The 22,549-nt window shown below is 72.0% G+C and carries 23 protein-coding genes and 1 pseudogene; 7 read left to right on the top strand and 17 right to left on the bottom strand.

The annotated features are described in order from the left end of the window. Nucleotides 1-117 precede the first annotated feature (117 nt). On the bottom strand, nt 118-1,128 hold the full coding sequence (locus ACGFIO_RS10390) for an Lrp/AsnC family transcriptional regulator (RefSeq protein ID WP_392825464.1): 1,011 nt from the start codon (nt 1,126-1,128) through the stop codon (nt 118-120). A gap of 103 nt (nt 1,129-1,231) precedes the next feature. Here ACGFIO_RS10390 and ACGFIO_RS10385 point away from each other — a divergent pair, with 103 nt between their 5' ends. After that, on the top strand, nt 1,232-2,194 hold the full coding sequence (locus tag ACGFIO_RS10385) for a pyridoxal-phosphate dependent enzyme (RefSeq protein WP_392824666.1): 963 nt from the start codon (nt 1,232-1,234) through the stop codon (nt 2,192-2,194). A gap of 108 nt (nt 2,195-2,302) precedes the next feature. Here the strand turns inward: ACGFIO_RS10385 and ACGFIO_RS10380 are convergent. The 3 genes and pseudogenes from ACGFIO_RS10380 to ACGFIO_RS10370 all read right to left on the bottom strand — a co-directional run. Beyond that, nucleotides 2,303-2,456, bottom strand: a pseudogene (locus ACGFIO_RS10380) (VOC family protein); the annotation flags it as partial. Nucleotides 2,457-2,460: 4 nt separating this feature from the next. Further along, the gene (locus ACGFIO_RS10375; protein ID WP_392824664.1) at nt 2,461-3,312 is read right to left on the bottom strand and encodes an alpha/beta hydrolase fold domain-containing protein; all 852 of its coding nucleotides are present in this window, start codon (nt 3,310-3,312) and stop codon (nt 2,461-2,463) included. 7 nt (nt 3,313-3,319) lie between these two features. Further along, the gene (locus ACGFIO_RS10370; protein ID WP_392824661.1) at nt 3,320-3,523 is read right to left on the bottom strand and encodes a hypothetical protein; all 204 of its coding nucleotides are present in this window, start codon (nt 3,521-3,523) and stop codon (nt 3,320-3,322) included. 349 nt (nt 3,524-3,872) lie between these two features. Between ACGFIO_RS10370 and ACGFIO_RS10365 the strand changes: the two genes are divergently transcribed. The 6 genes from ACGFIO_RS10365 (at nt 3,873) to ACGFIO_RS10340 (ending at nt 10,609) form a co-directional block, all read left to right on the top strand. Continuing rightward, the gene (locus ACGFIO_RS10365; protein ID WP_392824658.1) at nt 3,873-5,039 is read left to right on the top strand and encodes a hypothetical protein; all 1,167 of its coding nucleotides are present in this window, start codon (nt 3,873-3,875) and stop codon (nt 5,037-5,039) included. A gap of 15 nt (nt 5,040-5,054) precedes the next feature. Next, nucleotides 5,055-6,311, top strand: coding sequence for a sensor histidine kinase (locus ACGFIO_RS10360; protein ID WP_392824655.1), 1,257 nt, complete (start codon nt 5,055-5,057; stop codon nt 6,309-6,311). Beyond that, on the top strand, nt 6,308-6,967 hold the full coding sequence (locus tag ACGFIO_RS10355) for a response regulator (protein ID WP_392824653.1): 660 nt from the start codon (nt 6,308-6,310) through the stop codon (nt 6,965-6,967). Before ACGFIO_RS10360 ends, ACGFIO_RS10355 begins: the two co-directional genes overlap by 4 nt. 162 nt (nt 6,968-7,129) lie before the next feature. Next, nucleotides 7,130-7,486 carry a VOC family protein gene (locus ACGFIO_RS10350; protein ID WP_392824651.1) on the top strand — a complete coding sequence of 119 codons (357 nt, stop codon included), beginning with the start codon at nt 7,130-7,132 and terminating at the stop codon, nt 7,484-7,486. Nucleotides 7,487-7,717: 231 nt separating this feature from the next. Next, nucleotides 7,718-9,322, top strand: a complete 1,605-nt coding sequence (locus ACGFIO_RS10345; RefSeq protein ID WP_392824649.1) for an isovaleryl-CoA dehydrogenase — start codon at nt 7,718-7,720, stop codon at nt 9,320-9,322. A gap of 57 nt (nt 9,323-9,379) precedes the next feature. Further along, nucleotides 9,380-10,609 (top strand): MFS transporter, encoded by a 1,230-nt coding sequence (locus tag ACGFIO_RS10340; RefSeq protein ID WP_392824646.1) that lies wholly within the window; start codon nt 9,380-9,382, stop codon nt 10,607-10,609. On the opposite strand, the gene ACGFIO_RS10335 is transcribed toward ACGFIO_RS10340, so the two are convergent. From ACGFIO_RS10335 to ACGFIO_RS10275, 13 genes are all read right to left on the bottom strand, one after another. Further along, nucleotides 10,557-12,008: an ATP-binding protein gene (locus ACGFIO_RS10335; protein WP_392824642.1), complete on the bottom strand. Its 1,452-nt coding sequence runs from the start codon at nt 12,006-12,008 to the stop codon at nt 10,557-10,559. The two genes, ACGFIO_RS10340 and ACGFIO_RS10335, sit on opposite strands and share 53 nt — an antisense overlap. A gap of 45 nt (nt 12,009-12,053) precedes the next feature. Then, nucleotides 12,054-12,329: an SAV_915 family protein gene (locus tag ACGFIO_RS10330; RefSeq protein WP_392824640.1), complete on the bottom strand. Its 276-nt coding sequence runs from the start codon at nt 12,327-12,329 to the stop codon at nt 12,054-12,056. Between the two features lie 11 nt (nt 12,330-12,340). After that, nucleotides 12,341-13,519: a hypothetical protein gene (locus ACGFIO_RS10325; protein ID WP_392824637.1), complete on the bottom strand. Its 1,179-nt coding sequence runs from the start codon at nt 13,517-13,519 to the stop codon at nt 12,341-12,343. A gap of 1 nt (nt 13,520) precedes the next feature. Continuing rightward, nucleotides 13,521-13,850 carry a hypothetical protein gene (locus ACGFIO_RS10320; protein ID WP_392824634.1) on the bottom strand — a complete coding sequence of 110 codons (330 nt, stop codon included), beginning with the start codon at nt 13,848-13,850 and terminating at the stop codon, nt 13,521-13,523. 53 nt (nt 13,851-13,903) lie between these two features. Next, a complete protein-coding gene (locus tag ACGFIO_RS10315) occupies nt 13,904-14,944 on the bottom strand; it encodes an MSMEG_0565 family glycosyltransferase (protein ID WP_392824632.1) in 1,041 nt (346 codons plus the stop codon). After that, on the bottom strand, nt 14,941-15,759 hold the full coding sequence (locus ACGFIO_RS10310) for a carbon-nitrogen hydrolase family protein (protein WP_392824629.1): 819 nt from the start codon (nt 15,757-15,759) through the stop codon (nt 14,941-14,943). Before ACGFIO_RS10310 ends, ACGFIO_RS10315 begins: the two co-directional genes overlap by 4 nt. Nucleotides 15,760-15,763: 4 nt before the next feature. Then, complete coding sequence (locus ACGFIO_RS10305; protein WP_392824626.1) at nt 15,764-16,582, bottom strand: carbon-nitrogen hydrolase family protein; 819 nt, start codon at nt 16,580-16,582, stop codon at nt 15,764-15,766. After that, nucleotides 16,579-17,913 carry an MSMEG_0567/sll0787 family protein gene (locus ACGFIO_RS10300; protein ID WP_392824623.1) on the bottom strand — a complete coding sequence of 445 codons (1,335 nt, stop codon included), beginning with the start codon at nt 17,911-17,913 and terminating at the stop codon, nt 16,579-16,581. Before ACGFIO_RS10300 ends, ACGFIO_RS10305 begins: the two co-directional genes overlap by 4 nt. Beyond that, nucleotides 17,910-18,953, bottom strand: coding sequence for an MSMEG_0568 family radical SAM protein (locus ACGFIO_RS10295; protein WP_392824621.1), 1,044 nt, complete (start codon nt 18,951-18,953; stop codon nt 17,910-17,912). The genes ACGFIO_RS10300 and ACGFIO_RS10295 overlap by 4 nt, the downstream gene beginning before the upstream one ends. Nucleotide 18,954: 1 nt before the next feature. Further along, nucleotides 18,955-19,467 carry an MSMEG_0572/Sll0783 family nitrogen starvation response protein gene (locus ACGFIO_RS10290; protein WP_392824618.1) on the bottom strand — a complete coding sequence of 171 codons (513 nt, stop codon included), beginning with the start codon at nt 19,465-19,467 and terminating at the stop codon, nt 18,955-18,957. After that, on the bottom strand, nt 19,464-20,267 hold the full coding sequence (locus ACGFIO_RS10285; protein WP_392824616.1) for an amidohydrolase family protein: 804 nt from the start codon (nt 20,265-20,267) through the stop codon (nt 19,464-19,466). The genes ACGFIO_RS10290 and ACGFIO_RS10285 overlap by 4 nt, the downstream gene beginning before the upstream one ends. Next, nucleotides 20,264-21,562 carry an MSMEG_0569 family flavin-dependent oxidoreductase gene (locus tag ACGFIO_RS10280; protein WP_392824614.1) on the bottom strand — a complete coding sequence of 433 codons (1,299 nt, stop codon included), beginning with the start codon at nt 21,560-21,562 and terminating at the stop codon, nt 20,264-20,266. Before ACGFIO_RS10280 ends, ACGFIO_RS10285 begins: the two co-directional genes overlap by 4 nt. A gap of 118 nt (nt 21,563-21,680) precedes the next feature. Further along, on the bottom strand, nt 21,681-22,511 hold the full coding sequence (locus tag ACGFIO_RS10275; protein WP_392824611.1) for a class I SAM-dependent methyltransferase: 831 nt from the start codon (nt 22,509-22,511) through the stop codon (nt 21,681-21,683). Nucleotides 22,512-22,549 lie beyond the last annotated feature (38 nt).

The raw sequence follows: 22,549 nt of genomic DNA, 5'->3' as shown, positions 1-22,549 counted from the left end.
TCGACATTGGTCAGGTGAGTGGGCGGCGTGCCGGTCACAGACGGTGGCGCCGCACGCCGCCCGCTTCCCCGACCTGAACGACACCGCGGGCGTGTGCGATCGCCGCGTTGGTCACTCTCATCCGGTTGGGACCTCGACCGCGTGGAGCAGCGGCACGGACCGTCGCGCGCGGCCCTCAGCGTCGAGGACGCGGCCGAGCAACTTGACGATCCTCAGAATCACCGACCGGTCCACGATTCTCAGCGCCGGTAGCGCGTGGTTCATCCGGCGTTCCAGTTCGAGGGCGTCAGCGGGGGTGTGCAGCAAGGCATCGATAATCACGTTGTGCGGCCCGGCGACGATGCTGCACGCGCGAATCCCCGGTAGTGCCCGCAGGCGGACCTCGGCGTCATTCAACTCATGCACCTCGATCGAGCCGTAGAAGGTCACTGCTATGGCTCGGCCGGAGAGGTGCCGAGAGGTGTCGCACCGGTACGTGACCAGTCCCGCGCTCTCCAGTCGGGCGAGACGACGCCGCACCGTCACCGCCCCGAGGCCGGCGTACTCGGCCAGCCGCTCGAACGACATGCGCCCGTCCATGGTCAGCGCGTGCATGATGTGCCGGTCGGCGGGCTTGAGCACAACGCTGCTCTCGGCGCGCGCCGCGGCGTACGCGCTCAGTTCGCGCTGCTGTTCCAGGTCGAGCGCGCCTTCCCGCCACTGACTCGCCTCCAGCGCCGACCCGGTCAGGATGTTGCTACGCACGTTGGTCACGCCGGCAATGTGCCCGACCCGCTCCAACAGGTACGTTGACAGAGCCGCGAAATCCGGCGCCTGCGCCAGCACCTGCAGGTCGCGCCCGCCGGAGGTCAGCTTGACGGTAGCCGCCTCGATGTCATCGGCGAGAGTCTCGGCCACCAGGGCCGACCGGGCCGGCTCACAGCTGATCTCGAGCAGGGCACACGCCGGCGTCGCGTTACCCGCCGGGTGAGCGGTGACCCAGGCAACCCCCGCGGCCTGCATGCGTGACCAGCGCCGGCTGACCGTCGCCGGATCGACACCCATGACGGGGGCCAGGTCACGCCAGCTCGCCCGCGGCGCGGCCCGCACAGCGTCCACGATCGCGACGTCGAGCTCGTCGAAGACCACTTCAGTCAACGCGCCACGACCCCTTTCATGCACGATTGGCGGTCAGAGGCTAGAAAAAATGCAGTGTAGCAATCTCTATGCAGCATCCTCGTAGGCTGACGGCGTGGAGCTGAAGATCGATGTGCATACCGCCGCCGCCCGGCTGGCCAACATCGTTCACCACACTCCCGTACTCCGCTCACGCACGCTCGACGACCTGGTCGGCGCCGAGGTGTCTCTCAAGTGCGAGAACTTCCAACGAACCGGCGCCTTCAAGTTCCGCGGGGCCTACCACGCGGCGTCTCGTCTGCCTGCTGAGCAGCTGGCGAAGGGCCTGGTCACTTACTCGTCGGGCAACCATGGCCAGGCCGTTGCGCTGGCCGCGCGCGAGTTGGGCGTCTCAGCGGTGGTGTTGATGCCGCACGACGCGCCCCGGTCGAAGGTGTCCGCGACCCTCGCGTACGGCGCAGAGGTGATCACATACAACCGGTACTCCGATGATCGGCAGACGCTCGGCGCGGATCTGGCTGCCGATCGTGGCATGACTGTCATTCCGCCGTACGATCATCCGGACATCATCGCTGGGCAGGGCACCGCAGCCCTCGAGCTTCTGAACGAGGTCGGTCCACTCGGGATGCTGGTCGTACCCGTGGGCGGCGGCGGCCTGATGGCCGGTTGCGCCCTCGTCGCAACGCACCAGTTTCCATCTGTCCGCATGATTGGCGTCGAGCCCGCGGCCGGCGACGACACCAGGCGATCGCTGTACGCCGGCCGTCGCGTCGCTGTCGACGTGCCACACACCATTGCCGATGGACAGACCGCGCCGCAGCCCGGTGAACTCACGTTTGAGATCAACCGGCGCCTCGTCGAAAGCGTGGTGCTGGTCACCGACGAACAAATCCGCGAGGCCATGCGATTCGCCTTCGAACGCATGAAGATCGTGATCGAGCCGAGTGGGGCCAGCGCTCTGGCCGCGCTCATGTCCGGGGCGGTCGAGCGCCTGCCTGCCCGCGTCGGCGTCATCGTCTCGGGCGGGAACATCGATCGTGAACGCTTCACAGCAATCACGATGCCGCAAGCGACGTAGAGCGCCTGTCCGGTCAACGGCGTCGAAGCTCGAGAGCCGGACCGGATCACGTCTCCGCGGCGCTCCTCGCCTGTCTGGGGGTACGCGGGGACACCGCTCAGAAGAACCGGCGCCCGGCGGGCGGGCCAACACCCATCGCTGGGCCGGCCGTCGTCGGTCAGCGACGGCGAGTCCTCGGCCAGCTCGAACCCGAGCACCCGGTGAAGAACGCGACGGCCGGGCCGTACTCGTCGACGATCGATGACACCAGACCGACCCGCACCGACCTACCCTATGGCCGCGCGGATGTGGTTGACGATCGCGGCGCGGCCGGCCCGGGCCTCGGGAACGGGCAGCAGCGGGTAGACGTGGATGGCGCCCGGCTGCTCGTGGTAGGTCAGGGGGACCTCCGGCGGCATGCGGTCGCGGAGCAGGCGGCAGTCGGGCAGGGTGATGTCCCGGGTGCCGACCAGGATCTGGGTCGGCGGCAGGCCGGTCAGGTCGCCGTTGATCGGGCTCAGCCTCGGGTCGGTGAGGGGCAGGTCACCGGCCCAGGCGGCGGCCATCGGGTGCAGGCCGGCCCGGCGCAGCCACGGGTCGTGCGGCTCGACCTGGTCGATGCCGGGGTTGCTCATGGTCAGGTCGAGCCACGGCGCCATCAGGGTCAGGCCGGCCACCGGGCCGGGCGTGTTCTGGGCGGCGATCAGGGCCAGGCCGCCGCCGGCCGAGTCGCCGGCCAGGTAGCAGCGGCCCACGTCGGCGATCACCCGCTGGACGAACTCGAGCGCGGTGAGGCCGTGGTGGGCCGGCGCCAGACCATAGATGGGTACGTGTACGGGCCGGCCCGTTTCGGCGGCGATGTGCCCGATCAGGTCCCAGTGCTGGCTGACGATCTCGCTGCTGTAGGCGCCGCCGTGCAGGTAGATCACCGCGGGACCGGCCGCGGCACCGACCCGGTAGACGTCGAAGCCGTGGTCCCGGGACCGGCTGACGTCGAACCTGCGGGTCAGCGACCGAGGTGGCGCCGAGGAGGTCTTGGGGGCGGCCAGGGCGCGGCGGCCCCGATCGGCGGTGGTGTAGCGGCGCAGGCGGGTGAGGCGGATGACCGTGGCCACCACCGGCATCGGAAGAGTCAGCACCCGCCGATCAAACCATCACCTCGGGTACGCGGGGCTGTTCGGCCAGGGCCCGGGACGCCGCGGTGGCGAAGTGCTCGGCGGCGAGGATGGCCTGCTCGACGGCGTGGCGGCGTTCGCCCGGGCGGACCGGGCGGGCGGCGGTCAGGGCGGCGCGGAGGCGGGTCAGGCGGTTGAGGCAGTCGTCGAAGGAGGCGATGACGTCATCGTGCATGGCGCGGTCCCTGTGCTGGATGTGGCGGGGCGAAAGGGCGGGTCGCCGCACCGGACGCGGCGACCCGAAGATCACTTCTTCTTGCCCTTTTTGCTGCTCTTGTCGTTCTTCGATTTCTTGGATTTCTTGGATTTCTCGGCCATGGTGATCGCCTCCTCCGGCTGCCGGCTGAACCGAAGACTTGATGGTAGAGCCCGACCGTAACCTGGAAGTCACTGTCGGTTCAACTTACCGGGACGCCTCCATCGGAGGTTGTAAGCGCGACTTCCCGCCTCCGCCGGATGTGCCCGGCACCGCCCCGGCAGCAGGCTCTGAGGTGTCCGAAACGACACCGATCAGGGGAGTCCTCATGAAGCTGAAAAAGGTCGCACTGCTCGCCGCCGCCACCCTCGCCGTCGGCCTGGTGCCGCTGGCCCGCGCCGACGCGACCGAGAGACCGGGCGGCGACTGGGCCGGGATCGCCCGCGAGCCGGTGACCATCCCGATGGAGGGCGGGTGGTCGGCCAAGGGCGAGCTCACCTATCCGAAGGGTGCGAAGGGCCGCCTGCCGGTGGTGGTGCTGTTGCACGGCAGCGGCCACAACGACATGGACCAGACCCTCGCGCCCGGGGTGACCACGTTCAGGTCGGTCGCCCAGGCGGCCGGCCGCGACGGCTTCGCCGTGCTGCGCTTCAACAAGCGCGGGGTGGTCGGCGTCGGCCCGGTGCTCAGCGACGATCCGGCGTTGCTCGACCCTGACAAACCCTACGAGCAGACGGTACGCGACGCGGCCGTCGCAGTACGGTTCGCCGGCGCCTCGCCCCACGTCGACCCGGCGAAGGTCTTCCTGCTCGGGCACAGCGAGGGCACCAAGGTGGCCGGCAACCTGGCCGCCGACCCGAGCGGCTACCACATCCGCCGCCCGGCCGGTGTCGTGGTGATGGGCGTCGTGCACGGCCCCACCCGCGACATCATCTACTACCAGGCCGTCGGCCGGACGCTCGGGCGGTTGCACGAGGAGTTCGACTTCGACGGCGACGGCCGGCTGACCACCACCGAGGTGTCCGAAGGCCTGGCCGGGCGACCCGCCGACGAGGCCCAGCAGTTCCGTGCCGTCCTGACCGATCCGGCGACCGACGCCAACGGCGACGGCCGGCTGAGCATCGACACCGAGATCGAGCCGGTCGTCCGGGCGGCAGTCGGCTTCGACCAATACCCACACCTGCCCGGTCTGCCCGAGAGCCTCGGCAAGTACCTTGTCGACATCGACCGATTCAAGGACCCGGCCCTGGAACTGCCCCGGTACGACGGAGCGGTGCTGCTGCTGAACGGCGAGACCGACACCCAGACCGTGGTCCGGGGCGCGATCGTCACCGACGCCGCACTGGCCGCGGCCGGCCGCCGGGACCACAAACTGATCACCTACCCGGGCGTCAGCCACCTGATGAACGTCACCCCGAAATACCGCCCGGAGTTCGGCAACCCCGACCGGGCCGTGCTGCGGGACATCAACGCCTGGCTGAGCGCACACCGCTGACCCGAGGAGACCGCGATGGGGAGGACGCTGCTTCGGGCCGCCATGACGCGGCGCGCACTGCTCCGGGCCGCTGGGGCGCGGCGGGCACTGCTCCGGGCCGCCACGACGCGGCGAACGTTGGTCCGGGACGCCGCGCTGGCCGGGGTCGCCGTGCCGTTCACCGCGATGCTGCTCTGGTTGACCGGCCGCGACGGCACTCCCGACACGTTCGCCGTGCAGGTGTTGATGGCGGCGCAGACGGCATTGATCGTCCTCCGCCGCGTCAGCCCGGTCTGGTGCGTGGCGCTGATGCTGGTGCTGCAGACGGCCATCTCGGCCGCCGCCCCGCACGGCACCGGCCTGCGCGGCGTCGGCCCCGCCATCGCGGTCTATACCGGTGGGACGCTGCTGGCCACGCGGTCCGCCATCACGTTGGCGGTGGTCACGGCGGTGGTCGAGATCGGCGGGTACGCCGCGCTCAGCGTGCCTCCCCTGCGAAACCCGCCGCTGCAGCTGGCCCAGCTCCTGCTGCACCTGGCACTGTCGCTGCTGGTATACGTCGGCGCGGCGCTGCTCGGCTCGCATCTGGCCATGCGGCGCCGATACACCGAAGCGGTGGCCGCGCGGGCCGCCGCCGACGCGGACGCGCACCAGGCCCGGACCGAGGCCGTGCTCAGCGCGGAACGGGCCCGGACCGCCCGCGAGCTGCACGACGTCGCCGCCCACCACCTGACCTCGCTGATCGTGCAGGCCACGCTGGTCGAACGACTGCTCGACCGGGATCCCGAGGCGGCCCGCGGCCACGCCGCCGCGATCCGCGAGGAGGGCCGGAACACGCTGCACAACCTGCGGCTTATCGTCGGCGCGCTACGCGACGGCGACGCCGCCGACCCGCACCTACCGGACGGCAGCGGCCTCGCGATGATCGACCGGCTGGTGGCCGGCGGCGAGGGCGTACTCACCGTCGACGGCGCACCCGGCCGCCGCGACCCGGCGGTGGAGCTGGCCCTCTACCGGGTGGCGCAGGAAGCCCTGACCAACGCGCGCGACCACGCCCCCGGTGCGCCGGTGACGATCGCGCTCGCCTACCGCGAGTCGGAGACCACGATGGAGATCCACAACGGCCCGCCGTCGGCCCGGCCGGTCCCCCGCGATCGCGCGCACCGCGGCTTCGGCCTGATCGGCATGCGCGAACGCGCCTCCCTGATCGGCGCCTCCCTGACCGCCGGCCCCGACACCGACGGCGGTTGGCGCGTCCACCTGGCCGTCCCCCACCCCCGGCCCGGCGCATGATCAGCGTGTTGCTCGTCGACGACCAGCCGATGCTGCGCGCCGGATTCCGGTCGCTGATCGGGCTGGCCGGCGACATGACAGTGGTCGGCGAGGCGGCCGACGGTCCGGCCGCGGTCCGGATGGCCCGCCAACTCGGGCCCGACGTGGTCTGCATGGACGTCCGGATGCCCGGCGGCGACGGCCTGACCGCGACCCGCGACATCGTCACCACCCTCGACCCGGCGCCGGCGGTGCTCGTGCTCACCACCTACGAGCTGGACGAATATGTTTTCGGTGCCCTCGAAGCAGGTGCCAGCGGCTTTCTGCTCAAGGACGCGGACGTGGACACCCTCCTCGACGCGATCCGCCGCCTCGCCGCCGGCCAGGGCATGGTCGACCAGGCCGTCACCCGGCGCGTGATCATGGAGTTCGCCCGCCGACGCCGCGCCACCGCGCCGCCCGGCACCGGAATGGACCTGCTCACCGCCCGCGAGGCGGAGATCGTCCGTCGGCTGGCCCACGGCCTCTCCAACGCCGAGATCGCGGCCGAACTGGTAGTCGAGGTCAGCACGGTAAAGAGCCACCTGAGCCGCGCCATGGCCAAGATCGGCGCCCGCGATCGTGTGCAGACAGTCATCTGGGCCTACCGCTCCGGCCTGCTCCCGCTCGAGCCCTGAGCCGACCCCGGCGGGCCTCGGTCAGCTCCCTCGCCGACCGCCGGGGACCGACCGGCCGCGCTGGATGAGCTCGGCGGTTAGTCCCGGGCCCCGGCGCGGCGTCACCGAACACTCGAACAATCCGGAAGTGGATCGTCCGCAACCGCATTTACCCTGTTCGGCATGGCTATTGCTCGCTTTCCCAGCGTCGTCATCGACTGTCCCGATCCGACCGCGCTCGCCACGTTCTACGGCACGATGCTGGACTGGAAGGTGGAGACCTCCGCCGACTGGGCCGACATCCGCGCCGAGTCCGGCCAGTGCTTCTCCTTTCAGCAGGTGGAGTCCTACCGCCCGCCCGAGTGGCCGGGCCAGGAGCACCCACAGCAGTTCCATCTCGACGTCATCGTCGAGAACCTCGACACCGCCGAGGCCGCCGTCCTGGAACTCGGCGCCACCAAGCACGCCCACCAGCCGGGCGAGACCTTCCGCGTCTTCCTCGACCCGGCCGGGCACCCCTTCTGCCTCTGCGTCAGCTGACAGCTCGGGGTCGTCTCGGTCGAGGGCCGTCTCGGCACCGCCGTCCGCGACCTGCCACACCGCGGCGGCGGGGTCGCCGACGAGCCGTGAATCTCCCTCGGCCTCAAGCAGCCCGCACTCCAACCGCCCGCGCGCAACCCGCCCGCACTCAGCAGCCCGCGCGCGAACCGCCCGGATTTGAGGAACAACCGCCGATTTTCGCCCCCGGATGGAGCGTGCCACTCTCGACGCATGACTCACGACGTCTTCAACCAGCCCCCTCCCCTGGTCGGGTACGACGTGGCGGCCGACACCGCGCTGCTCGAGGCGGTCCGGCGGGAGGGCGCCGACTGGTCGCTGGAGGCGCTGCACGAGCTCGGCCGCCGGGCCGGTGAGGCCGAACCGCGGCGCTGGGCCGAGGACGCGAACGCGTACCCGCCGAAGCTGCGGACCCACGACCGTTACGGCAACCGGATCGACGAGGTCGACTTCCACCCGGCCTGGCACGAGCTGATGCGTACCGCGGTCGGGGCGGGGCTGGCCGGCTCGGCCTGGGCCCCGGGCGAGCACCCGACGCATGCCGCCCGGGCCGCCGCCCTCTACACCTGGTCGCAGGTCGAGGCCGGGCACACCTGCCCGATCTCGATGACGTACGCGGTCATCCCGGCCCTGCAGCACGAGCCCAGCCTGGCCGCCGCCTACGGACCGCCGCTCACCTCGCGCGAGTACGACCCGGGCCTGCGCGTGCCGGCGACCAAGCGTGGCCTGCTGGCCGGGATGGGCATGACCGAGAAGCAGGGCGGCTCGGACGTCCGCGCCAACACCACCCGCGCCGCCGTGACGGCCGACGGCTCCTGGCGGTTGCGCGGCCACAAATGGTTCACCAGCGCCCCGATGTGCGACCTGTTCCTGGTGCTGGCCCAGGCCCCGGCCGGCCTCTCCTGTTTCCTGGTACCCCGGGTGCTGCCCGACGGCACCCGCAACGGCTTCCGCATTCAGCGCCTCAAGGACAAGCTGGGCAACCGCAGCAACGCCAGCGGCGAGCCGGAGTTCGAGAACACGGTCGGCTGGCTGGTCGGGCCCGAGGGCCGTGGCGTCCGGACGATCATCGAGATGGTGGCGACGACCCGGCTGGACTGCGTGATCGGCTCGGCCTCGGGCATGCGGGCCGCGCTGACCCAGGCGATTCACCACGCGCGGCACCGGTCGGCGTTCGGCCGGCCGCTGATCGAGCAGCCGCTGATGACCGCGGTGCTGGCCGACCTGGCGCTGGAGACCGAAGCCGCCACCGCCCTGATGATGCGGCTGGCCGGGGCGGTGGACCGGGGCGAGGCCGCGTTCCGGCGGCTGGCCGTGGCAGTGGGCAAGTTCTGGGTGTGCAAGCGGCAGCCGGCGGTGGTCGGTGAGGCGCTGGAGTGTCTCGGCGGCAACGGGTACGTGGAGGAGTCCGGCCTGCCGCGCCTCTACCGGGACGCGCCACTCAACTCGATCTGGGAGGGCTCGGGCAACGTGCAGGCCCTCGACGTGCTCCGGACGCTGGGCCGCGAGCCCGAGGCGGCGGAGGCGTTCCTGGCCGAGGTGACGGCGGCGGGCGGCGCCGACCGGCGGCTCGACGACGCCGTGACCGGCCTGAAGGATCTGCTCGCCCGCCCGGAGGAGAGCCAGGCCCGCCGGATCACCGAGCGGCTGGCCGTGGTGCTGCAGGCGTCGCTGCTGGTGCGGCACGCCCCGGCGGCGGTGGCCGACGCGTTCTGCGCGACCCGCCTCGGCGGCGACCACGGCGAGACCTTCGGCACCCTGCCACCCGGGGTACGCGCGGCCGAGATCGTCGCCCGGAACGCTCCGGCGTTCGGCTGACGCGGGCGGCTTGCCGGGTGCCACCGGACGGGATCGCCGACGCGATACGGTGCCCGGGTGGCGCTGGGTCCGGACTTCCGACGGTTGTGGGCGGCGTACTCGATCAGTGAGCTGGGCAGCGGCGTCGCGATCGGCGCGTTGCCGCTGGTCGCCACCATCGCCCTGAACGTTCCGACGATCCAGGTGTCGCTGCTGTCGGCGCTGTCGGGGGTGGCCGGTGCGTTGCTGGCGTTGCCGCTCGGGCCGTGGGTGGAGTTCCGGCGCAAACGGCCGATCATGGTGGGGAGCGATCTGGCCCGGTTCGTGGTGCTGGTCAGTGTGCCGGTCGCGGCCGCGTTCGGGATGTTGACGTACGCCCAGCTGTGCGTGGTCGCCATGGTCCAGGCGGTCGGGGTGATCGTGTTCAACGCGGCCAGCGGCGCCCATTTGAAGGCGCTGGTCCCGGCCGAATGGCGGGGCGAGGCCAACGCCCGCCTGGAGATGACCTTGTGGACGGTCTACTCCGCCGGTCCCCCGCTCGGAGGCGTGCTCGTCTCGGCCGCCGGCGCCACCGCGTCGATGGCCGCCGACGCAGTGTCCTTCCTGCTGTCGGCGCTGGGCATCCGCCGTCTGCGGGCGGCCGAGCCGCCTCCGCCGCCCCGGCACCCGGCCCCTCGGCTGCACGAGCTGACCGCCGGCTGGCGGTACATCCTGGGCCACCGCGCGCTGCGGGCCCTGTGGCTGAACTCGCTGGTCTTCGGCGCCTGTGTGATGGCCACGGCGCCGCTGCTGGCCGTGCTGATGCTGCGTGAGCTGCGGCTGACCCCGTTCGAGTACGGCATCGCGATGGGCGTTCCGTGCCTGGGCGGCATTCTCGGCGCGTTCGTCGCCCGGCGTCTGCCCGACGAACGCGGCAAGCTGCTCGGTTTCGGCGTCGGCCGTACCCTGTTCATGATCCTGCTGGCGGTGGCGCCGGCCGGCTTGGGCGGACTGCTCGTGATCACCGTGTCGCAGTTCCTGCTGATCCTGTGCGCGGGCGCGTTCAACCCGACCTTCACGACCTATCGGATGCGGGTCACCGACGACGGCAACATGTCACGGGTGCTGTCGGCCTGGTCGATCAGCCAGCGGGTGGCCCAGCCGATCGGGATCGTGGCCGGCGGGGTGCTGGCCACGCTGACCAGCACCCGGGTCTCCCTGGCGATCCTGTCCGGCGTACTCCTGACCAGTGTTTTCCTGCTGCCGTGGCGGTCGTTCAGCCGGCGCCGCGCAGCTCGGCCAGAGCCGTTGCCAGTTCGGCCTGGGTGATCGGCCCGGCCTGGCCGCCGGTACGCGCGTCCTCCATCGCCTTGGCCAGCTGCACCCGGCGCAGGATCTCCTTGATGTCCGCCCCGGTCAGGCCGTGACTGGTCCGGGCCAGCTCGGCCACGTCGACGTCGTCGGCGAACATGGTGAAGCCGGGCGCCTCGTGCGCGGAGATCAGCCCGCGGATCATCTTGCGGAAGATCTCGGCCCGGCCGGCCTCGTCCGGTTTCGGCACCGACACCTTCACGTCGAAGCGCCCGGAGCGGATCAGCGACTCGTCCACCCGGTGCGGGAAGTTCGTGGTGGCCACCACGATCACGTTCGGGTTGGCCTCGATGAGGTCGTTCATCTCCTGCTTGAAGATGCCGGCCACGGCGTTGATGGCCTGCCCGGCCGCGTCCCCGCCGGGCCCGACGTAGCTGATGATCGAGTCGAACTCGTCGAACAGGATGAGCGTCGGCACCCGGTATCGCCGGGCGTCGCGGAAGATCTGCTTGATGTTGCGTTCGGAGCCACCCAGCCACTTGTCCAGGATCTCCGGGGTGCGGATCTCCCGGAAGTCGGCGCCGATCTCGTTGGCCAGCGCCCGCGACAGCATCGTCTTGCCGGTGCCGGGAGGCCCGTACATGAGAATGCCCTGCGGCCGGCGCGCACCCCACCGCGCCATCGCCTCCGGATGCCGGAACGACACCGCGATCTGCCGCAACTCGGCGACGATGGGCCCGAGCCCGCCGACCTGGTCGAGGGTCACTTCCTGGGTGGTCGTCGGTGCGGTCGGCAACGCCTCGCGGCTGAGCGTGAACCGCCGCCCGGCCAGGCTCTCCGGTCCCGCGATCTCCAGCACGGTCTGCAGCGTCAGCCCGGCGAAGGCCTGCAGGTGCGCCGGCGACACGTCGTCGCGCGGCACCTCGGCCCGCAGCCGCACCAGCGTCCCGGTCCCGTCGTAGGTCACTGTCGCCTGCAGCCCCACCGCGGCGTCGGCCAGCGTCGCCGGCTCACGCTGGGTGGTGGGTGGCGGCACCCGATCAAGACCGAGCTTGCGGTACGCCGCCACGGCCGCGTTGCCGACCCCGTCGACGATCCGGGCGGCCAGCTGGTCCCCCTGCGCGATCCGTTTCGACAGCAGCACCCCGATCGGGTCGGCGCCGAGCACCAGCGACCGCACCTTCTCGGTGGTGAACCGGTCGGCCGCGGTGGCGATCTCGGCCACCAGCACGTGCGCGTCGCCCTCGCTGAACACGCTGAGCTCGACCTGCCGCACCGGTTCCGGCCAGCTCGCCTTCCGCAACAGCTCGACCCGGTTGACCCTCGCCGCCGCCAGCGCCGTGACCGCGTCCACCATCTCGACGGTCGCACCGGCATACTCGAACGTCACCCGCTGAGCCCGCGTCCCATCACCCATGGTCACCCTCCCCGACCAAGAGTGACACGCGCGCGCCGGTTCGGCTCAGTCGCCGGCGCCGGCGGGGACGCGCAGGTCGACGAAGAGCAGGTCGAACGGGCTGGATTCGTGCAGGTCGGGCAGGGCCCGGGTGGGAAGCAGGACCCACGGCTGGTCGCGGCCGCAGCAGTCGTGCAGGCGGTCCAGGGCCGAGTACGCCAGCAGCGCCACCCGCCCGTCCCGGGTCGCGCGCAGGGCCACCCGGGCCAGCGCCGGGTCGCGGACGTGCTCCACACACGGCAGGTAGACCGCGGGCGGGAAGTCATCGGGCAGCGTCGTCACAGCAATCGCTCCTAGAAGATCCAGTCCCAGACTTCGCCGGCGGCGTCGCCGACCGAGTTGGCGATGGTCTGGGCGCCGCCATCCCACAGCCAGTCCACCGCCCCGGACGCGATGAGCCCCGCGGCCGCGCCGCCGAGGATCCCGGCGACCGTGCCGACGACCGGGATCGGGATGGCCGTACCGATCACCGCGCCGGAGGCGACGTAGGCCGCGAACCCGGCGGTGGCCAGTTCCGCCGCGGCCCCACCGACCACCCAGGACGCCGCGAACCCGGCCCCGCTCGACACGGTGGCCTGCGGAATCTCCTTACTGCCGTCGACGACGTCGATCACACCACCGGCCGCGGCCAGCCCGCCGCCCAGCGCCTTCGACCCGACGCCGGCCACGGTCTCCAGCGTCCCCGCCGTGCGGGCGGCGGCGACCGCTCCGGCCTGGTCGTCGGCGGCTCGCGAGAAGAGCCGGCCGACCTCCTCGGCGGTGAGCGTCGGGGTGTTCCGGGCCTGGTCGAGCCATCGGTCGGCCCGCCCGCGGAGAAAGTCGGCGTGTGCCGCCTTGACCTCGGCGACCCGGGAGGTGAGGCCCTCACCCGCCCCCACCGAACCGTCACCGACGGCTAGGTACCACTTGCCGGTGAGGTCGTTCCCGGCGTTCTCCAGGGTGTCGCCGAGGCCGTCGAGCAGGAAGCCGCCGATGCCTCCGTAGTCGGCGATCCGCTGGGTCCCGGCGAGTTCGGCCGCCGCCAGCGTGATCATCTGATCGACCGAGAAGGCCAGCCGCTCCACGAAGTACGCCTGTGCGGTCTCGCGCTGCCCGTCCGGGAGTGTCAACGTCTCGGCGTAGCGTGGCAGATTGCTCGTGATCAGGTCCCGGATGCTGGTCTTGACCTCGGTCACCACCCCGGCGAAGTCCTTCACCCCGTTCGTGATGCCACTCAGCGTGGCGGCACTGGCGCCGGCCAGCTCGCGGCCCTCGTCGACGTGTTCGGAGTACATCTCGCCGCCGTCGTCGCCCCACGCCTCCCGCAGATCGGTCAGCGACACGTCCCGCGCGGTGGTGAACGGCCCGGCGGCCCGCTCCCACGCCCCGGCCAGCGCGTTCATCTGGTCCTCGTCGGTGTCCGGCCAGCCCAGGCTGGCCGCCTCGACTCGGCTCCACAGCTGGTAGTCGTCCGGTGGTTCGGCGACGGCCACGTCAGATTCCCCGGTCCGGGGTGTCGTCGAACCGGAAGCCGGCGTGTGCCCGGGCCTCCCCTTCGAGGTAGTCGGCGACCGCCTTCTCCCCCACCGCCGCGTTGTTGGTGAACGTGACCGGCACGGCGTTCGCGTCCCGGATGGCGGCGTCGGCGTCCGGCCGGTACACACCGTTGAAGGCAAGCCCGATCGGCCCGGCGCCGATGCCGTCCTCGTACCCTTTGATCTCGGTCTGACTCGCGTCCCAGTCGTCACCGAGCTTCACGCCCGCGGCCCGCAGGGTGGCCAGCAGGGGGTTGAGCAGCTCGGGGAACATGTCCATGTCCGGCATCCGCCCATGCTCGGCGGGGCCGGCGCTCGCGAACGACGGCTGGCCGCTAGCGGTCAAAGCGATCGATAGAAGTCGAGGTGCCGGTGGGCCGTGCCGGTCCAGGTGTGCGCTTCGGCCCGGGCCCGTCCGGCTGCGGCGCGGGCCGGGTCGGGCTTTTCCATCGCCGTACGCAGGGAGTCCGCGAACGATGCCGGCTCGCTGCCGTAGAGCACCGATGCCCCGAAGACCTCCCGCAGCACGGGCAGGTCCCGCACGACCACCGGCACTCCGGCGGCCAGCGCCTCCATCGCCGCCAGCCCGAAGCCCTCCTTGGTCGACGGGAACGCGAAGGCCGCCGCACCGGCCACCAGGCCGGGAAGCTCGTCGTGAGCGACCGGCCCGAGGATCTCCGGCGTCACGCCCAGCGCCGCCGCCAGCTCGTCGAAGGCCACCCGATAGGCGCGGTAGTCGAACAGCGTCTCGCCGCCGGCGATGACCAGCCGCAGCGAGGGGTCGCCGATGCGCGCGAAGGCCCGCAGCAGGTCGAGTGAACCCTTGCGCGGCTCGATCCCGCCGACCGCGAGCAGGTAGCGACCGTGGCGGCGGTCGGGTACGGCGTTCGCGAACCGGGCCGCGTCCACCCCGTTCGGGATCACCGTGGGCGAGATGCCCCAGCCGGCCCGGACCTCGGCCGCCACCGCCGCCGAGACGCACAGGTGGGCGAACGGCTCGACGATGGCGCGTTCGTGGCAGGCGGCCAGCTCGGGGGTGGTGAACGTGTCCAGGTGGTGGATGGTGCGGACGCAGCGGCCGGCGGCGTTGGCGCTGATGCAGTCCTGGGCGTGCACGATGTCGTAGGCGGAACCGTCGAAGGCCGCCCGCAGCACCTCGATGGACCGCAGGATCCGAGCGCCGACGTCCTCGCCGGGCACCTCGTCGAAGGACACCTGACGGAGGCGTACCCGCTGATCGACCGGGCGGAAGAACCCACCGCCGCGGGCCAGCGTCCACACCGTGACGTCCTGGCCGAGCGCGGCGAGGGCCTCGGCCAGCGCCAGCGTGTGCACCACCCCGCCGCGCGGCCGGGTCGAATAGGTCAGCAGCGCGATCTTCACCGGTAGGCGTCCGGCCGCAGTTCCCGCAGGTGGGACAGGACCCGGCGGGCCGCCGCGATCTCGCCGGGCACGTCCAGCGACGCGACCGCCAGGCCGGCCTTGGCCCAGGTGCGGGCCAGGATGTTGCCGCCGGGGCCGACCACCTTGGCCTGGCCGAGGAAGCGCAGGCCGCCGACCGCGCCGGTCTGGTTGGAGGACACGACGACGATCTGGTTCTCGGCGGCGCGGGCGCAGTCGTAGAGGTCGAAGAGGCGGGACTGGCGGTCCTGGGCCAGTTTCGGCGCGGCGTTGGTGATGCTGGCCGGCCAGGCCGACAGGCAGGCGACGATCTCGGCGCCGTCCAGGGCCAGGGTGCGGGCCGACTCGGGGAACGTCTTGTCGTAGTCGATCAGCATCCCGATCCGGCCGGCGGGCGTGTCGAAGGCCGCGAACGTGTCGCCGGCGGCGTACGCGGTGACCTCGGCCGCCGGCAGGTGCACCTTGCGGTGCCGGCCGAGCACACCGTCGCCGGTCAGGCAGATCGCCGCGTTGTAGCGCCGGTCGCCGTCGGCCTCGCAGTAGCCGACGCAGACCACCATGTCGCGGGCCAGCGCGGCCACCCGTTCCAGGATCGGGTCGTCGGGTTTCAGGGCCGGCGGCAGCGCGGCCGGGTCGGGGTGCCGCAGGTCGGCCAGGTAGCCGCCGATCGCCGCGTCCGGCAGCACCAGCAGCGCGGCCCCGGCGGCCCGGGCGTCGCCGATCAACTTGCCGATGCGGCCCAGGCAGTGGTCGAGGTCGCGGCCGAAGTGGGCGGCCGCCGCGGCGATCCGGAGCATGACGTCAGTACGCCTCGGGCCGGCGGTCGCGCAGGTGCCCCATCGACCGCCGGGCCGCGGTCAGCGCCGCCGCCACGTCGATCTCGGCGACCGCCGCGCCCGGCGCGACGCCGGTGGTGGCGAGCACGTCGCCACCGGGGTCGACGATCTTGGCCGAGGACACGAACCGCAGCGATCCGAACGTACCCGATTGGTTGGCCGACACCCAGACCACCTGGTTCTCCAGCGCCCGGGCCCGGTCGAACAGGTCGAACCGCCGCGTCCAGCGGTCGGCGGCGAGGTCGGCGGGCGCGTCGGTCCGGCTGCCCGGCCAGGCCGACACGCACACGATGATCTCGGCGCCGTCCAGGGCCAGGGCCCGGGCCGACTCCGGGAACGCCTTGTCGTAGCAGATCAGCATGCCGATCCGCCCGACCGGCGTGTCGAACGCGGCGAACGAGTCGCCCGAGTCGTAGCTGGCGTTCTCGCGCAGCGGCTGGTGCACCTTGCGGTGGCGGCCGAGCACCCGGCCGCCGCCGACGCACACCACGCTGTTGTAGCGCCGCCCGCCGTCGTCCTCCTCGCAGTAGCCGGCGCACACCACCATGTCCCCCGCGATCGTCGCGAGCCGGGCGATCTCCGGCCCGTCCACGCGCAGGGCCGGTGGTTGTTCGGCGTCCCCGTCGAGGTCGGCCAGATATCCGCCGAGGCAGGCTTCGGGCAGGGCAAGCAGATGTACGCCTTCGGCCCGCGCCGCCGCGACCAGCTTCTCGATCCGCGCGAAGTCGCCTTCGAGGTCCCGATCGAACTCCTCCGCGACCGCGGCCATCCTGACGATGGTCATGCCGCCCCCATTCCGGTGACGCCGCCCTCCAGGGCGACGGTCAGCTCTCCGTCCGGCCAGCGCAGTCGGACCCCTTGCCCGGCGACGAGTTCGCCGCACTCACGAGAGGTCTCCACCGGACCGGCGGTCACCATGGCGAAGCCCGGGAAACAGGTCAGCCAATCGCCCATCGTCGCCTCGGCCGGGCGGGGCACCTCGGTCACGTCCAGCACCGCCGCGCATCCACTGGCCTCGGCGAGCATGCCGAGTGTGCCGACGATGCCGGCCATCGACACGTCCTTGGCCGCCGCCGGCCGCGCCGCCGCCACGATCCCGTGCCGGGCCCGCAGCTCCGCGGGCGTCCGGTGGCTGGTCGAGTCCCATTGCCGCCCGTGATAGCCGGGCCGCCACCGCCCGCCCAGGTCGGCGGTGAGGTGGACACGCAGGCCTGGTTTTCCGCCGCCGCCCGGTACGGCTCCGCCGGGGCCGACGCGTCCCAGCGCGGTGGCCGAGAGCGCGGCCGGCACCCCGAGCTGGGTGTGCCCGCCGAGCACCGGGACGCCCCAGGCGTCGGCGGCGCGGCGCAGGCCGCCGAGGATCCGGGCGGCGTGGGCGGTGTCCCGGGCGCCGACCGCGTTGAGCAGTCCGACCGGGTAGGCGCCCATGGCCGCCAGGTCGTTCATGTTCACCAGGACCGAGCACCAGCCGGCCCAGTCCGGGTCACGCTCCACCATGGACGGCACGATCGCGTCGCAGGCGGCGATCAGGTCCGATCCGGGGACCGGGGCGCCGTCGTCTCCGGCGTACCCCGGCGGTGTCATGCCTTGCAGAAGCGCTCCCAGCGGCTGTTTGGTGGCGGCGGCGAGAGCGGCGACGCGGCCGATGGGCCAGCGCATCAGCACGTGCGGCCGCCCGGCGACGACCGTCGACCGGACCCGCTCCCACCCCAGCCGCGCGAAGGAACGCTCCCGCGCGGGCTGAACGGTCGCGTCGAAACGTAACGCCCCGGCATTCTCCGCGTAGGCGCAGGCGGCCCGGACCAGAGCCGCACCGACCCCACCGCTGTGCCGGAAAGCCGGGGCGACGACCAGACGCCCGCCCTGCCACCAGCCGATGTCCGGCCCGTCGACCGCCGGCCCCAGCCGCACACCGCCCAGGAACTCCCCGCGCGCCGAACGCGCGACCAGCACGACTGTGCGCGGATCGGCATCCCGATCGTCGAGGTCGTGCCGGTCGAAGAGTCCCTGCTCCTCGACGAAGACCTCCTGGCGCAGCGCGTGATATTCAGCGCGGCGAGAGGCGGGCAGAATCGTGAAGGCGGGCCCGAGCAGCGCCGGTACGAGATCGGTCATCCGCCCGCCGCCTGCAGCACACCGCACGCCCCGCAGGCCGCACATCCCGCTTTCTGATCGCTCCCGAGCATCCCCGCCGCGCGCAGCATCGCCGCGACTTTGTCGGAAATATCGAGAACAACCGACGGTGCCGGCGCCGGCGACTTGATCATCGCGCCAACCACCGGGCGATAGGGAACCACGAACGGGTAGACACCCCGCTCGATGAGCTTCCGGGCCCCCTCGACGAGCGCCGCCGGGTCCTCCCCCAGCCCGATCAGCAGATAGGTCGACACCTGGTTGCGCCCGAACACCGCGACCGCGTGATCCCACGCCGCCTCGTACTCGGCCATCGGCACCGATCCCTTGCCCGGCATCCACTCGCGGCGTACCGCGTCGTCGAGCGACTCGACATGGATCCCGATCGACGCCGCCCCGGCGGCGTGCAGCTCGTCGATGACCGACAGGTCTCCCGGCGGCTCGATCTGCACCTGGATCGGCAGCCCGGGCACCGCCTCCAGGACCGCCCGCACGCACCGCACCAGATTTCGCGCGCCCCGGTCCGGCCCGGTCGTCGTGCCGGTGGTCATGACCATCTGCCGGACGCCGTCCAGATCCACGGCCGCCCGCGCCACCTCGGCCAGCTGGGCCGGCGTCTTGGCGGCGATCGTGCTGCCCGAGCGCAGCGACTCCTCGATCGTGCAGAAGCGGCAACGCTGATCCTCGGCGTACCTGACGCAGGTCTGCACCACGGTGGTGGCCAGGACGTCCTTGCCGTGCAACCGGGCGATCTGCTCGTAGCGCACGCCGTCGGCCGTGGTGCGGTCGTAGAACCGGGGCCGACGGACCACGTCCAGGGAGAGCCCGGTGTCGATCTCGCCGAGCCAGATCTTCCCGCGGTCGATGGTGTAGGGGCTGGCCGGGTTGATCGGGAGGGCGGCGTTGCGGCCGTCGATCACCAGGTGACCGTCGTCCGAGGGGCCGGCCCCGGCCGGGCGGCGTACGGGTGTCGGCACCCGTACGCCGCGGACGGCCAGGTCGGCCCGCGTGTCCAGAGTCATCTCAGAACATGTAGGTCGAGTTGATGATCGCGCCCTTGCGCGCGTAGTGGATCAGCGCGTCCTGCACGTCCAGCGGGTGGGTGGGGATCACGCCCTCGATCAGGTCCTCCTCGCGAGCCCCGTGCAGAGAGAGCCCGAACCGGCAGCAGTACACCTTGCCGCCCTCGCCCATGAACGTCTTCAGCGAGTTGTTGATGTTGTGCTCGCCCGGGAAGGCCGACGTGCCGGTGGTCGGGAAGCCCCGGGTGGCCAGACAGTTGAGCGAGCCCGGCCCGTAGAAGTAGATGGCCGACTCGAACCCCTTGCGCAGCGCACGGGTGGCCTGCAGGACGGCCACGAAACTCACCGACGACTCGTGTGCGATGCCGTGCACCAGCGTGAAGTAGCTCTGCCCCTCCTCGGCCTTGTAGTCGGGGAACACTTTGGTGCCGCCGTAGATGCTCGCTCCCTCGGACAGCGCCGGGTGGGGGATCTCGTTGAGGGACTTCTGCTCGAGGTCGGTCAGGTCGGTCATGTCGCTCCTCCGTAGAGTCGGTCGAAGTTGTCGATGAAGACGGCTCGGCGCAGCTCGCTGCCGGCGACGGCCGCCGCCAGCCGGGCCTTCTCGCCGGCGTGGTCGCCCCACGGCTCGTCGCTGGCGAACAGCACCCGGTCGTGCCCGATCCCGCGCCTGTCGATCTCGGCCGCCAGCCAGCGCGGGGCGAAACCGATCGCCCAGGACAGGTCGGTGTAGACCTGTTTGCCGGCCGCGATCCAGTCGAAGAACCGGCCGCCGATCAGCTTGATGTGGCCACTCATCCCGCCGCCGAAGTGCACGAGGTGGACGCGGGTGTCGTCGCCGTACCGCTCGACCAGCTCGCCCACCCGGTCGATGTCCGAGGCCGCGCCCGGCGACGTGTGCACGTGGACGGTCAGGTCGTGCTCGCGGGCGGCGGCGAAGATCGGGTCCAGCCCGGGGTCGCCGGCGCCGCCACCGAGCAGGAAGCTGAGCTTGAGCGCCCGGACGCCCGGCTCACCGGCCAGTTTCAAGGCCTCGCCGGTCCGGTCCGGGTCGAGCGGCGAGACCCACAGTCCACATCGGATCCGGTCGTCGCGTTGCGCCGCCTCGACGACCAGCTGGTTGAAGCCGAACGCCACGGCCGGGTCGGGCACGCCGTAGTTGGGCAGGATCAGGGCCCGCTCGGTGCCCTCCCGGTCGAGATCCTTCAGCAGTTCGTCGATGGTCGCGCGGGCGGTCACGTCCGGGTTGACCGGAGGGCCGCCATAGAAGGGGTACGCCGGAAGCACGCCGAGGTGCCGATGGCCGTCGTTCATGCGGCTTTCCACCAGTCCAGCGCCGGGTACGTCTCGGTCGGGGTGCCGGCCAGCCACGACACGTCCTCGACGACCCGGCGGCGGCGGGCCTCGACGATCCGGCCGGCCAGGTGCTCGGCGTCCCGGGCGACCCCGGCGAACCGCCCCGACCCCCAGGTCCACTGCCACGGCAGCCCGAGGAAGTACAGCCCCGGCACGCTGGTCACGCCTCGGTCGTGGGTCGGGTAGCCGCGCCCGTCGAAGACCGGCACCTCGATCCAGCGGTGGTCGCGGTGGAAGCCGGTCGCCCACACCACCGCCGCGATGGCACCGGTGTCCAGCTCCCGCGGCTCGTCCCCCGGCTGCCACACCGGCACGTACCGGTCCTCGGCCGGCGCGGTCCGGCCCCGAGCCGCGATCCAGCCGTCGATGGCGTCCTTGATCCCGTCGGCCACCGCGTCGGCGTGGTCGAGGTTGCGGGCCAGGTCGTCGCCGAAGCTGACGGTCGTGCCGTCGATGCCGGTCAGCCGCCCGTACAGCCGCATCCCGGCGCGGGCGAAGGCCCGCAGGTCGATGTCCCGCCCACCGTCGCGCCCGGTCATGTAGTGGTTGGCCCGCAGCCGCACCTGGTCGGCGTCGCCGAACTGGTCGATCCCGCGGGTGTAGTGGCCCATCTCGTCCAGCCAGGCCAGAGTGTCCCGCCCGCGGTAGCGGCGCGCGGCCCGTGGCGCGCTCCCCACCGCCAGGTGCACGCGGCGGCCGGCCCGGTGCAGGTCCTCGGCGATCTGGCATCCGGACTGCCCGGTGCCGACGACCAGCACGTCGCCGGCCGGCGGCTGGGCCGGGTTGCGGTACTGCGACGAGTGCAACTGCACGACGCGCCCGGGCAGCCGCTCGGCCAGCCGTGGCACCGCCGGGCGGTGGTAGGGCCCGGTGGCGACAACGACCTGGTCGGCGGTGCAGCGGCCGTCGCCGGTCTCCAGTTCGAAGATCCCTTCCCGGGTACGCCGCAGGCGGCGCACCTCGACCCCCTCGACCACCGGCGGATCGAACGACGCGGCGTACTTGGCGAGAAAGTCGACGACGTCCGCGCCGGGCATGAAGCCGTCCGGATCGTCGCCCTGGTACCGGAATCCCGGCAGATCGCACTGCCAGTTCGGGGTGACCAGGCAGAACGAGTCCCACCGCCGGTCGCGCCACTCGTGCCCGACCCGGTCCCGTTCGAAGACGACGTGATCCAACCCGAGCCGGCGCAGGTGCCAGCTGATCGACAGTCCGGCCTGCCCCCCGCCGACGACGGCCACGCTGTAGTGCACTTCGATCACCTCGTTCGCCCAGGTCAACGGGTTGGGAACGAGATTCAGTGAAGGAAACAGGAGTTTCCCCGAAGTTACATCCGGAACAATCGCCCGTTAGATAAAGCTCTCCGTCGAATCAGCGCTCGGCGACCACGACGCGCTCGCCCGGGAAGACGTTGACCCGGCGGCCGCGCGGCGCCAGCAGGCGGCTCCGGTGCTCCTCGGCGCCGACGTCGCTCAGCGGGGTCAGGCCGTGCTCGGTCAGCCGGGCCGCCAGCTCCTCCGGGCGGAAGGCGCCCCGCCAGCCCAGGCGGCGCGACCAGTAGCTGTTCTTGATGTCGTCGGCCACATCGCGAGGCAGGTAGGTCAGGATCAGCCGGCTGCCCGGCGGCAGGCCGGCCGCGTACCCCAGAACCCGCTCGATCGCATCGTCCGGCAGGTACATCGTGACGGCCTCACACAGCAGCAGCACCGGCCCGGACCCAGCCGTGGTGCGGGCCAGTACCTCACCCGCGTCCGGCGACTGGAGATCGAGCGGGGTGTACGCGACCCCGGCGCGGTCCGACGGCAGCAGCGCCCGCTTGGCCGCCTGGACGTCCGGCAGGTCGAACTCCCACACCCGGGCAGCGGCCATCTCCGGCATCCGGTACGGCCGGGTGTCCATGCCCGCCCCCACGATCACCACCCGCTCGATCCCGCCGGCCAGCGCCGCCCGGCACTCGTCGTCGATCACGCGCGTACGGCAGATCACCGCCCCGTAGAACCCCGGGCCGATCCGCTCCATGATCCACAGGAAGATCGCCCGCAACGGCCCGTGCGCGACCACCACCGCCGGCCACCCGGCCAGCATCCGGGCCGACAGCGGATCGGCGAACAGCGGCTGCCGCGCATGCTGTTCGAGCGCCCGCATCATCGCCACGCCCCCGGCCGTCTGTTCGACCGTCTTGTCTGGACCGTCCTTCGTCATGCCGGGCAACCTACTGCCCCGCCGCGCCAGCCGCCCGG

This window comes from Actinoplanes sp. NPDC049265 (assembly GCF_043197135.1).
Taxonomy (GTDB): Bacteria; Actinomycetota; Actinomycetes; order Mycobacteriales; family Micromonosporaceae; genus Actinoplanes.
The sequence above is the reverse complement of the archived record's forward strand: the minus strand, read 5'-3'. Positions and strand labels throughout refer to the sequence as shown.